A 12,730-nucleotide genomic window follows, 5' to 3' on the forward strand; every position below is an offset into this window, starting at 1 on the left:
GCCTGGACTTCACTGGTGGTGAGACCGCCGACCTGGGCGGCCGTCAGGCCGGCCACCTGGGTGGCGGTGAGGCCGGCGATGGTGGTGGTCGAGAGGCTGCCGACCGCCGTGCTGGTCAGGCCGCCGATCTGGGCGGCGGACAGTCGGGCGAGCTGGGCGGCGCCGAAGGCCCCGATCTGGTCGGTGGTCAGCGCATTGATCTGGGTCGAGGCCAGGGCCGCGACCTGGGTCGTGGACAGGCTGGCGACGGCGGTCGTGGTCAGGCCGGGGGCGGCGGTCGCGGACAGGGCGGCGAGCTGGGCCGGCTTGAAGGCGGCCACCTGGGTCGCCGACATGCCGGCGACCTCGGTGCTGGTCAGGCCCATGACCTGGCTGGTGCTCAGGAGGCCGATCTGGGTCGCCGACAGGGCCGAAATCTGGGCCTGGGCCATGGCCCCGATCTGGGTCGAGGTGATGGCGGCCAGCTGGGTGGTGGTCAGGGCGGCCAGTTCGGTGGCGGTCAGGCCCTGGACGGCGGTGGTGGCGATGGCGCCGACCTGGGCGGCGGACAGGGCCGCCAGCTGGGCCGGGGTCAGGGCGGAGATGCTGTCCAGGGTCAGGCCGCTGACCTGGGTCGAGGTCAGGGTGGCGACCTGGGTGGTGGTCAGGGCCGAGACCTGGGTGGAGCCGAGCGCGCTGATCCCGGTGGAGGTCACGCCGCGCACCTGGCTGGTGGTCAGGGCCGCGACCTGGGCGGCGCTGAAGGCGGCGACCTGATCCTGGGTCAGGGCGTTGAGCTGGGTCGAGGTCAGGGCGGCGACCTGGCCGGCGCTGAGGCTGGCGACGGCGGTGGCCGACAGGCCCGGCGCGGCCGTGGCCGAGAGGGCGGCGAGCTGGGCCGGCGACAGGGCGTCGACCTGTTCCACCGACATGGCCGCGACCTGGGTGCTGACCAGGCCGCGCATCTGGGTGGTGCTGAGCGCGGCGACCTGGGCCTCCGACAGGGAGGCGATCTGGACCTGGCTGAGGGCGCCCATCTGGGTCGAGGTGATCGCCCCGAACTGCGCGGCGCTGAGCAGGTCGATCTCGCCCTCGGTCAGGCCGGAGATGCCGGTGGCCGACAGGGCGGCGACCTGGGTGGTGGCCAGGGCGGCCAGCTGGTTCGAGGTCAGGGCCGCGACCTCGTCGGCGGTCAGCCCCTTCATCTGGGTGGTGGCCAGCGCGGCCAGCTGGGAGGTGGTCAGGGCCTGGAGCTGGTCGAGGGTCAGGGCGCCGACCCCCGAGGCGTTGAGCCCGCGAATCTGGCTGGTGGTCAGGGCGGCCACCTGGGTGGTGGCCAGGGCGCTGACCTGGGTGGCGGCGAAGGCGCCGAGCTCGGCCGCCGTCAGGGCCGCCAGCTGGCCGGAGGTCAGATTGACGATCTGGTCCTCGGTCAGCCCCTTCACCAGGGTGGTCGACAGGCCGGCGATCTGGGTGGTGGTCAGGGCGTTGACCTGGCCGACCGAGAGGGCGGCGACCTGGGTGGAGGCCAGGCCCCGGATCTGGTTGGCGGTCAGGGCCGCGACCTGGGCGCCGCTGAGCGAGGGGATCTGGTCGACGGTCAGCGCGCCCAGCTGGGTCGAGGTCAGGGCGGCGAACTGGCGGGTGGTGAGCGCGCCCAGCTGATCGGCGGTCAGGCCCTTGAGGCCGGTGGCGGACAGGGCGGCGACCTGGCCGGTGGCCATGGCCGCCAGCTGGGCGGTCGTCAGGGCGCCGACCTCGTCCCCGGTCAGGCCGTTCATCTGGGTGTTGGCCAGGGCCGCGACCTGGGTGGTGGTCAGGGCCTGGAGCTGGTCGGACGACAGGGCCCCGATGGCGGCGGCGCTGAGGCCCCGGACCTGGGTGGTGGTCAGGGCGGCGACCTGGGTGGTCATCAGGGCCTGGGTCTGGCTGGCGCTGAACGCCCCCAGTTCCTGGCTGGTCAGGGCGGCGATCTGCGGCGAGGTCAGGGCGCTGACCTGGTCCGGGGTCAGGCCGCGGATCTGGGTCGCGCCCAGGCCGGCGATCTGGGTGGTGGTCAGGGCCGTCAGCTGGTCCCAGGACAGGGCCGCGACCCCGGCCGCCGTCAGGCCCCGGGCCTGGGTGGTGGTGAGCGCGGTGAGCTGGGTGGTGGCCAGCGTCGGGATCTGGTCGGTGGTCAGCGCCCCCACCTGGGTCGCGGTCAGGGCGCCCAGCTGGGTGGAGGTCAGGCCGGCGAGCTGGGCGGCGGTCAGGCCCTTGACCCCGGTGGCGGACAGGGCGGCGACCTGGGTGGTGGCCAGGGTGGCCATCTGGGTCGCGGTGAGGTTGGCGACGTCCTCGTCGGACAGCCCCTTGACCTGGGCGGCGGTGAGGGCTGCGACCTGGGTGGTGCTGAGCGCCTGCAGCTGTTCGAAGGACAGGGCGCCGACGGCGGTCGCGGTCAGCCCCTGGATCTGGGTGGTGGTCAGGCCGGCGACCTCGGCCGTGGTCATGGCCGCGATGTGGCCCGGGGTGAAGGCGGCCAGCTCGGCGGCGGTCAGGGCGCCGATCTGGGTCGCGCTCAGGGCGCCGATCTGGTCATCGGTCAGGCCGACGATCTGGGTGGTGGTGAAGGCGGCGACCTGGGTGGTCGACAGCGCCCCCAGCTGGTTGGAGTCCAGGGCGGCCAGGCTGGTCGGCGACAATCCCTGGACCTGGGTGGTGGTCAGGCCGGCCAGCTGGGTGGTGGCCAGGCCGTCGATCTGGTCCGCGCTCAGCCCGCCGATCGCCGTGGCGGTGAGGGCGGCGAACTGGGTCGTGGCCAGGGCCGCGATCTGGGAATCGCTCAGGCCCCGGATCTGGGTGGGGGTCAGGGCCGCGACCTGGGTGGTGGTCAGGGCGCCGAACTGATTGGCGCTGAAGGCCGCAAGGTCCGCCGGCAGCACGCCCTTGATCTGGGTCGCGGTGAGGGCGGCGACCTGGGTCGAGGACAAGGCGTCCAGCTGGTCGGAGCTGAGCGCCCCGATCTCGATCGCGGTCAGGCCGCGCATCTGGGTGGTGGACAGCGCGCCGACCTGGGTGGTGGTCAGGGCGCCGATCTGGGTGGTGGTGAGATTGCCGAGCTCGGTCGAGGTGAAGCCGGCGATCTGGCGGGTGCTGAGGGCCTCAAGCTGGGTGTCGACCAGGGCCTGGATCTGGTCGGCGTTCAGCACCGCCAGCTGGGTCGGGGTCAGGGCGGTGACCTGATCCTCGCTGAGGCTCTTGACCTGGCCGACCGTCAGGCCGGTGACCTGGGTGGTCGAGAGGCTGCCCAGCTGGGTGTTGGTGAAGGCCGAGACCTGGGTGGTGGTCAGGCCGCGAATCTGGGCGGCGTTGAGGGCCGAGAGCTGGGTGGCCGACAGGCTGGCGAACTGGTCCGAGGACAGGGCCGCCAGGCTGGCGCCGGCCAGGCCCTTGATCTGGGTGGTGGTGAGGGCGGCGATCTGGGTTGTCGCCAGGCCGGTGACCTGGGTGGCGTTGAGAGCCGCGAGGTCCGAGGCGGAAAGCGCCGCCAACTGGCCGTTCGACAGGGCGGTGAGCTGGGAGGCGGCCAGGCCCTTGACCTGGGTCGCGGTCAGGCCGGCGATCTGGGTGGCGCTGAGCGCCCCCAGCTGGTCGAGGGACAGGATCCCGAGGGATGTGGCGGTCAGGCCGGCGATCTGGGTGGCGCTGAGCGCCGCGACCTGGGTGGTGGCCAGGGCGCCGATCTGGGTCGAAGCGAACCCGCTCAGGCCGGCGGCGCTGAGGCCCGCCAGCTGGGTGTTGCTGAGGCTGGCGATCTGGGTCTCGGTCACGCCCTGCCACTGGGCGCGGCTGAAGGCGGAAATCTGGGTCGGGGCCAGGACCTTCAGCTGAGCATCGGTCAGGCCGCCGATCTCAGTGGTGGTGAAGCCGCGCACCTGGACCATGTTCAGGCTGGCGACCTGGGTGGCGGTGAGCGCGGCGAACTGATCGGCGCTGAGATCGGCCAATTCGCCGGCGGTGAGGCCATCGATCTGGGTGACGCTCAGGGCCGCGACCTGGGCGGTGGTCAGGGCGCCGATCTGATCGTCGGTCAGGGCGCCGACGCCGCTGGAGCTGAGGCCCGCGAACTGATCGCTGCTGAGGTTCGAGATCACGGTGGTGGACAGGGCCCGGACCTGGGCGGCCGTCAGGCCGCTGATCTGGGTCTGGTCCAGGGTGGCGAACTGGGTGGCGCTGAGGGCGGCCAGCTGGGCCACGCCCAGGGCGCTGACCTGGGTCGAGGTGAGGGCGTCGAGGGCCTGGTTGGAGAGTCCGGCGACCTCGGTGGTGGTGAAGGCGCGGATCTGCATGGCGCTCATGGCGCCAAGCTGGGTCGAGGACAGGGCCGCGAACTGCTCGCCGGACAGGGCCGCGACGCTGGCCGGGGGCAGGGCCATGATCTGCTGGGCGCTCAGCCGTCCGACCTGGGCCGGGGTCAGGGCGGCGACCTGGCTGGTGGTGAGCGCGCTGACGTCGGCGGCCGACAGGGCGGCCAGCTGGGTGTCGGCCAGGCCGGTCAGCTGGGTCGAGGTCAGCCCCTTGACCTGGCTGGCGGCCAGGGCGGCGATCTGGGTGGTCGACAGCGCGCCGACCTGATCGGCGCTCAGGGCGCCCAGGCTGGCGGCGCTGAAGCCCTTGATCTGCGGGCTGGTCAGGGCGGCGACCTGGGTGGTGGCCAGGGCGGCGATCTGGGTGGGGGTGAGCGCGCCGATCTCGGTGAGGGTCAGGCCGGCCAGCTGGCCGGAGCTGAGGCCGGCGATGTGGTCGGTGGTCAGGCTCTTGACCTGGGCCGCGCTCAGGGCGGCGATCTGGGTGGCCGAGAGGCTGGCGAGCTGGTCGCCGGAGATGGCCGCGATCTCGGTCGTCGCCAGGCCGCGCATCTGCACGGTGGTCAGGGCCGCCATCTGGTCCGAGGACAGGCTGGCGAACTGGTCGAGGCTGAGGCTGGCCAGGCCGGAGCCGGTCATGCCGGAGACCTGGCGCGGGGTCAGGGCGGCGATCTGGGTCGTCGCCAGGGCGTTGAGCTGGGTGGTGGTCAGCGACCCCAGGGCCGCGGGCGTCAGGCCGGCCAGCTGGGTGGTGGTCAGCGCGCCGATCTGGTCGCCGGAGAGGCTGCGGATCTGGGTGGTGGCCAGGACCGCCAGCTGGGTCGAGCTGACCCCGGCCAGCTGGTCGGGGTCCAGGGCGGCCATGTCCTGGGCGGTCAGGGCCTTGATCTGGGCGCTCGACAGGGCGCTGATCTGGGTGGGGGTGAGGGCGCTGATCTGGGTGGTGGTGAAGGCGCCGACCTCGGTGGCGGTCAGGGCGGCGAACTGCCCGTCCGACAGGGACTGCAGCTGGGTCTGGGTCAGGCCCCGGACCTGGCCGGAGGTGAGGGACGCCACCTGGGGACCGGTCAGGGCCGCGAGCTGGTCGCTGGACAGCGCGGCCAGTTCGGTTCCGGTCAGGCCGTTGAGCTGTTTGGTGGTCAGGCCGGCGATCTGCGAGGTGGTCAGGGCGGCCAGCTGGTCGCCCGACAGGGCCGCCAGATCGGCCGCCGTCAGGCCGCTCATCTGGGTCGCGGCGAGGCTGGCGATGTCCTGCGGATCGAAGCCGGTGAACTGCGAGGCGCTGAGCACCGACAGCTGGGCGGCGCTGAAGGTGATCTGGCTGGGAACCAGCGCCTGGATCTGGACCTTGGTCAGGGCCGTCATCTGACGGGTCGACAGGGCCGCCAGCTGGGTCCCGCTGAGCTGGCTGATCTCCGTCGTGGTCAGGGCGGCGATCTGGGTCGCCGACAGGCTGTTCAGATCGGTCGAGGTCAGGCCGGTGACGGTCTCGCGGCTGAGGCTGGCGATCTGCTGGGGGCTGTAGATCGAATAGGCCGAGATCATGGGCGCAGGCCTTTGATCACCACCGGCCGGCGCGCGGGCTCGCAAGCCGGGACAGGCGCCCGACCGGCAGAACTCAAGCTGTACCTAGCCCCGTAGGCGGCCATGGGGTCCCCTGCGCGGCGCCCGGCTCTGGGCGTCGCCATTAACCAAACCGACGCAAAAGTCGTGCCAAGTCAGAATTTTGGTAAAACGATGAATTAATAGGGATTTCTGAAGCATGGCGGCGTCGGGCGGCAGCTTCTGCCGACGCAGTCGCCGCCCATCCGTTAAAACGGCGGGGCGCAGGCCGGGCTCCAACCCGAGTCGGAAGGCGGCCGTCGCCGTGGCGACGAACTGCCCGATCCGTCGCCACTGGCGCGCTCCGGCCGTCAAACCGCAGGCAGGCGGCCCAAAAACGCCGGGCGGGGGCTTTGGCGGTGGCGTCGGCCGAACCGGGCTTCGTAGGACAGGGCTCCGCAGGGTCAGGGAGGACGCCGCATGGAACAGACCGGTCAGAAGACGACACGCCGACAGTTGCTGTCGACCATCGGGGTCCTGGGCGGGACCGCCCTGCTCTACAACATGATGACCACGCTGGGGTACGCGGCCGAGACCCAGTTCGCCGGCCCGCCCAACCTGTCAGGCGCCAAGAAGGGCGCCTCGGTGATCGTGCTGGGCGCGGGCCTGGCCGGCATGCTGGCGGCCTATGAGCTGACCAAGGCCGGCTACAAGGTCCAGATCCTGGAATATCAGGGCCGGGCAGGCGGGCGGAACTGGTCGCTCTATGGCGGCGACACCTATACCGAGCTGGGCGGGGCGACCCAGAAGGTCGGCTTCGCGCCCGGCAACTACATGAACCCTGGCCCCTGGCGCATCCCGCACCACCACCGGACCCTGCTGCACTATTGCAAGTCGTTCGGCGTGGCGCTCGAGCCCTTCATCCAGTTCAACCACAACGCCTATGTGCATAATGTCGGCGCCTTCGGCGGCAAGCCCCAGAGGTTCAAGGCGCTGGCCGCCGACTTCGAGGGCAATGTCGCCGAGCTGCTCGGCAAGGCGCTCGACCAGAAGAGCCTCGACGCCGAGGTCACGGCCGAGGATCGCGACCGCCTGAAGGAGGCGCTGCGCGAATGGGGCATGCTCGACAAGGACATGCGCTACGCCAAGAACCTGCGCTCGTCCGAGCACCGGGGCTTCGACCGGCCGCCGGGCGGCGGGGTCAATGGCGCGCCGACGCCCTCGGATGTCTTCGCCCTGCATGACGTGCTGGATTCCGGCATCTGGCGGAACATGGCGTTCTTCATGAACAGCGAGTTCCAGACCACCATGTTCCAGCCGGTCGGCGGCATGGGCATGATCGGCAAGGCCTTTGCGGCCAAGGTCCAGCCGCTGATCACCTACAACGCCAAGGTCACCAAGATCGACCAGGGCAAGAAGGGCGTGACCGTCACCTATGCCGACACCGGCACGGGCGCGGTCACCGAGGCCAAGGCCGACTGGTGCGTCTGCACCATCCCGCTCACGGTGCTGAGCCAGATCGAGAGCAACCTGTCCGACGGCCTGCAGGCGGCGATCGCCGCCGTGCCCTATTCCAACTCGGTCAAGATCGGCCTGGAGATGAGCCGCCGGTTCTGGGAGGAGGACGCCTCGATCTATGGCGGCCACAGCTTCACCAACCAGGAGATCAGCCTGATCTCCTATCCCAACAACAACTTCTTCAAGGACGGCCCGGCGGTCCTCTTGGGCGCCTTCGCGAGCGGCATGGGCGGCTATCACCTGGCCGGCATGACCCCGGAGCAGCGGATCGAGGCGGCCCTGGCCCAGGGCTCGGTGTTCCACCCGGAGAGCTATCGCAAGGAATTCCTGAACGGGGCGTCCGTCGCCTGGAACCGCGTGCCCTGGATGCTCGGCTGCTGCGCCCGCTGGACCGAGGAGACCCGCGAGGCCCACTACCAGACCCTGGTCGCCATGGACGACCGCGTGGTCCTGGCCGGCGAGCACGCATCCTATGTCGGCTGCTGGATGGAGGGGGCGCTGCTCTCGTCCATCGACGCCATCACCCGTCTGCACAAGCGCGCGCTGGAGGCCTGATCATGACCCACATCTCGAAGTTTCGCGTGAGGCTTGGGTTCCGTGCGATCCTGGGCGCGGCGATGATCGCGGCGGCGGCGCCGGCCCTGGCCGATGAACCGGGTCCCGGCGGCAGCAAGCCTCCCGTGCCGGTGACTGGCCAGGAGGTCTACACCATGGTCTGCCAGGCCTGCCACATGGCCGACGGCAAGGGCGCGACCGGGGCCGGCAAGATCCCTGCGCTCGCCAGCAATCCCAAGCTGAAGGTCGCGGCCTATCCGATCATCATGGTGTCCAAGGGGCGCGGCGCCATGCCCTGGTTCAATGACACGCTCAGCCCGGCCCAGACGGCGGCGGTGATCAGCTATATCCGCACCAATTTCGGCAACGCCTATCCCGAGCCGGTGACCGCGGCCGATGTCTCCCGCCTCGCCGGCCCGCCCGCGCACTGATCCCGATCCGGCGACCCGGCCAGGGCGGTTTTCCGCCTCGCCAGGCCAATGGGGACTTGGACCTTGGGCCGCTCTGTGGTCGGTAATTCCCGGACGCGCCATCCGGCCTTCGACAGAGTCGGGGACCTGGTGGCGCGCCGCGCCCGCATCAGACGGGTGTCATGGACCGCCGAAGAGGCGGCGCGTTCGGGGGAAAGATGACGCAGACCGTATTGAAGGCCGAGGCGCCCGCCGCCGGCGAGGACGCCAATCACACGGCGCGGTCCTCGCGGTTGGGGCTGGGCATGCTGACGGCCTATGGGACCGGAGCCCTGGTCCAGGACACGGCCAATTTCGGCCTCAACACGCTGCTGCTGTTCTACCTGACCATCATCTGCGGCATGCCCGGCGTGATGGCCGGGGCGGCTCTGGGCATCGCCCTGGTGCTGGACTCCTTCATCGATCCGCTGGTGGGTTCGCTGTCCGACAACAGCCGCTCGCGGCATGGCCGTCGCCACCCCTTCATGATCGTCAGCGCCATCCCGATGGTGGCGGCCTTCGTAATGCTGTTCTCGATCCCGCCCAGCCTGTCGGGGGTCGGCCTGTTCGCCTATGCGCTGGTCGCCCTGCTGGTGGTTCGCATCGGCATGTCGGGCTTCACCGTGCCCTATATCGCGCTCGGGGCGGAGCTGTCGGACGACTATGCGGAGCGCTCGACCATCGTCGCCGCCCGGGTGCTGTTCACGGTGGTGGCCGGCGGGGTCGCGGCCTTCCTGGCCTATGGCGTGTTCCTCAAGGGGGTCGGCGGCCAGATGCACCGGGCGGCCTATGGGCCCTTCGCGATCACCTGCGGCGGCCTGGTGCTGCTGGGCGCGGCGGTCAGCACGCTGGGCACGCTCCGCGCCCGCGACCGGCTGCATGCCGCCCCGGAGGGCAAGGCCACCGCCGCCCGGTTCTTCGCCGAGGTCGCCGAGGTGTTCCGCAACCCCTCGTTCCGCATCCTGTTCTTCGCCTGCCTGATCCTGTTCGTAGCCCTGGGCGTCGCCAGCGCCCTGACCCTGCACGCCAACACCTATTTCTGGAAGCTGCCCAGCTCCGCCATCCTGATCATCACCCTGACCGGTACGCTTGGCGTGCTGATCGGGGTGTTCATCGCCAGCTTCCTGGGGCGGACGCTTGAGAAGCGGACCATCGCCTTGAGCGGCATCGGCCTGATCGGCGCCTGTCAGCTGCTGCCGGTGCCGCTGCGGCTGGCCGGCGTGATCCAGCCCGATAGCGCCATCGTCGCCCTGATGGCGGCGGCCGGCCTGGCCGGCGTCGGCGCCTCCTTCGCCCTGATCGGCTTCCAGTCGATGATGGCCGACGCGGCCGACGAGCACGAGCATCTGTTCGGCGCCCGGCGCGAGGGGCTCTATTTCGCGGGCATCAGCCTGTCGGCCAAGGCTTCGAGCGGGGTCGGCGCCCTGATCGCCGGCCTGGTGCTGGACCTGATCGGATTTCCCCATGGCCTGGATCTCCACGGCGGGGCCGCCGTGCCGATCCCGCCCGAGGCGGTGCGCAATCTGGGCCTGGTCTATGGTCCGGGCGCGGCGCTGATCACCGCGATCTCGGTGCTGATGCTGTTGCGCTATCGCCGGGGCCGCGAAGACCATGCCCGTATCCATGGCGCCCTGATGGAGCGCCGCCAGCGCGCCTGAGGCGCGTCACACCTTTCGGAAAACGCTGCAGGAGCTGACCCATGGCCTTCCCCGAATACGCCGAGCATGACGGATTGGGCCTCGCGGCCCTGGTGGCCAAGGGCGAGGTCTCGGCCGGCGAGGTGCTGGAAGCGGCGATCGAGCGGATCGAGCGCCACAATGGCGCGCTCAACGCCGTGGTCCACAAGGCCTATGACGAGGCCCGCCAGGTCGTGGCGGGCGGCCTGCCCGACGGACCGTTCCGGGGCGTGCCGTTCCTGATCAAGGACCTGGGCGCCCAGGTCGCGGGCTGGCCCCGCACCTCCGGCAGCAACTTCGCCCAGGTGGCCGCCGACGCTGAGGACAGCGAGCTGGTCCGGCGCTACCGCGCCGCCGGCGTCGTCCTGGTCGGCAAGAGCAACACGCCGGAGTTCGGCATTCCCGGCGTCACCCATTCCGACCGGCTGGGCGCCTGCCGCAATCCCTGGAACCCGGATCACATCTCCGGCGGCTCGTCCGGCGGGGCGGCCTCGGCCACGGCGGCGGGGATCGTGCCCCTGGCCCACGCCAGCGACGGCCTGGGCTCGATCCGCATCCCAGCCGCCTGCTGCGGCCTGGTGGGCATGAAGATTACGCGCGACCGCACCCCGATCTGCGAGGTCTCGGACGGGGCCCTGGGCTTCTCGGTCCACCATGTGGTCAGCCGCACGGTGCGCGACAGCGCCGCCATGCTGGACGCCACCGGATACGCCCAGCCCGGCGATCCCTTCCAGGCGCCGGCCAAGGTCGGACCCTATCTGGCCGAGATCGAGAAGAGCCCCGGCAAGCTGCGCATCGCCTGGTCGGCGGAGACCCCCAGCGGCCGGCCGATCTCCGGCGAGGTGGCGGAGGCCATGGCCCGCACGGTCGAGCTGCTGAAGGGGCTCGGCCACGAGGTGTTCGAACAGGGCCTGGGCATCGACCAGCGGCTGCTCTATCGGGCCCAGGGCCTGGCCAGCGCCGCCAATTTCTCCGCCAATGTCCAGCGCTGGATCGAGCGGCTGGGCCGCGAACCCGGCGATGACGAGCTGGGTCCCCTGGCGCGCCGGGGTTTCGAGGCTGGCAAGCGCATCACCGGCCAGCAGGCCTTCTGGGGCTTCCAGCAGCTGCGGCTGATGAACCGCCAGATCCTGGCGGCCTTCGAGAGTTTCGATGTCTATCTGACCCCGGTGATGAGCACGCCGGCGCCTCGGGTCGACTGGCTGGACCCGCGGATGAGCGACACCAAGGACTTCGACAAGCGCCAGGCCGCGACCTACGCCACCACCCCGCCGGCCAATTTCACCGGCCAACCCTCGCTGTCCCTGCCGCTGTGGCAATCGCAGGACGGCCTGCCGATCGGCATGATGTTCACCGGCCGCTTCGCCGACGAGGCGACGCTCTATCGCCTGGCCGGCCAGCTGGAGAAGGAACTGCCCTGGAAGGATCGCCGCCCGCCGATCTGGAACTAGGGGGCGGTCCGGCGCCGCTTTTCCAGTCGTCGGGACGGATCGAGGCCGAGACGGGCCTTTGCGGGCGCGCCCGAGGTCTGCGGCGCTCTAGGGTCGCGGACGCGGCGCGGGAGGATTTGGGCGATGATGGACCGACGGTCGTTCCTGAAGGATGCGGGCCTGGCGGCCGCCGTGGCTGGCGCCGCACCGGGTGTGGCCAAGGCCCAGACCTCGGCGGTGGGATCGGGCGGCGCCTATGATGTCGCCGTGGTCGGCGCGGGCGCCTTCGGCGGCTGGATCGCCCTGGTGCTGCGCGAGCGCGGCCTGAAGGTGATCTCGATCGACGAATATGGCCCGGCCAGCCCCCGCGCCTCCTCGGCCGGCGAGACCCGTTCGATCCGCTCCGGCTATGGCCCCCAGGCGATCTATTCCAGCTGGGCGGCGACGGCGCTGAAGATGTGGAAGCTGCGCCAGGCGGAGTTCGGCCGCACGATCCTCTATCCCAATGACCGGATCGAGCTGGCCCAGAACTGGTCGCCGGCCATGCTGGCCCAGCGCAAGATCTTCGACGACCTGAAGATCCCCTATGAGGTGCTGGACCAGGCGGCGCTGCGCGTCCGTTATCCGCAGATGAGCTTCGACGATGTCGACTTCGCCTTCATCGAGAAGAGCAGCGCCGCGGTGATCAAGGCCCGCGAGAGCATGATCCTGGTCTCCGAGGTGTTCCAGAAGAAGGGCGGGACCTTCCGCATCGCCCGCGCCCTGCCCGGCGAGGCGGTGGGCCGCCACATGACCAGCCTGAAGCTCAATGACGGCAGTTCGATCGCGGCGGGCCAGGTGGTGTTCGCCTGTGGCCCCTGGTCGGCCAAGATGTTCCCGGCCCTGATGGGGCGGAAGGTCGATGTCTATCGCAGCGAGTACTATTACTGGGGCGTCCCGGCCGGCGACGACCGGTTCTCCTGGCCCCGGCAGCCGGCCTGGCATGACCATGTGGTCGGCGGCTATGGCTTTGGCAGCATCGAGCGCGGTTTGAAGTACTCGCCCGCCGCCCTGGGCCGGGTCGCCCAGGACCCCGACACCGCCGAGCGCCTGGCCACCGACTATCTGCTGAAGCGCGGCCGCGACTATATCGGCCACCGGTTCCCCGACATGCGCGACGCCCCGATCCTGGAGACCCGGGTCTGCCAGATCGAGGCCACGGCCGACGATCACTTCGTCATCGACACCCACCC

6 protein-coding genes are annotated in these 12,730 nt (G+C 70.7%); 5 read left to right on the forward strand and 1 reads right to left on the reverse strand.

Annotation, left to right across the window (positions count from 1 at the left end; translation table 11 throughout):
- Positions 1-5,873: ice nucleation protein (locus Q7P21_RS14550; RefSeq protein ID WP_304177634.1), on the reverse strand; the 5,873-nt coding region annotated here is incomplete at its 3' end.
- Positions 5,874-6,350: 477 nt separating this feature from the next.
- Here Q7P21_RS14550 and Q7P21_RS14555 point away from each other — a divergent pair.
- The 5 genes from Q7P21_RS14555 to Q7P21_RS14575 all read left to right on the forward strand — a co-directional run.
- Positions 6,351-7,943 carry a flavin monoamine oxidase family protein gene (locus tag Q7P21_RS14555; protein ID WP_304167790.1) on the forward strand — a complete coding sequence of 531 codons (1,593 nt, stop codon included), beginning with the start codon at positions 6,351-6,353 and terminating at the stop codon, positions 7,941-7,943.
- A 2-nt stretch (positions 7,944-7,945) separates the two neighbouring features.
- Positions 7,946-8,374, forward strand: a complete 429-nt coding sequence (locus Q7P21_RS14560; protein WP_304177635.1) for a cytochrome c — start codon at positions 7,946-7,948, stop codon at positions 8,372-8,374.
- Between the two features lie 197 nt (positions 8,375-8,571).
- Positions 8,572-10,050, forward strand: coding sequence for an MFS transporter (locus Q7P21_RS14565; protein WP_304167783.1), 1,479 nt, complete (start codon positions 8,572-8,574; stop codon positions 10,048-10,050).
- Between the two features lie 41 nt (positions 10,051-10,091).
- A complete protein-coding gene (locus tag Q7P21_RS14570; protein ID WP_304177637.1) occupies positions 10,092-11,519 on the forward strand; it encodes an amidase in 1,428 nt (475 codons plus the stop codon).
- A gap of 123 nt (positions 11,520-11,642) precedes the next feature.
- The coding region (locus tag Q7P21_RS14575; RefSeq protein ID WP_304177638.1) for an FAD-binding oxidoreductase at positions 11,643-12,730 on the forward strand (1,088 nt) is incomplete at its 3' end.

Origin of the sequence: Phenylobacterium aquaticum, from assembly GCF_947378715.1 — a bacterium.
In the GTDB taxonomy this organism is placed as follows: Bacteria; Pseudomonadota; Alphaproteobacteria; order Caulobacterales; family Caulobacteraceae; genus Phenylobacterium; species Phenylobacterium aquaticum_A.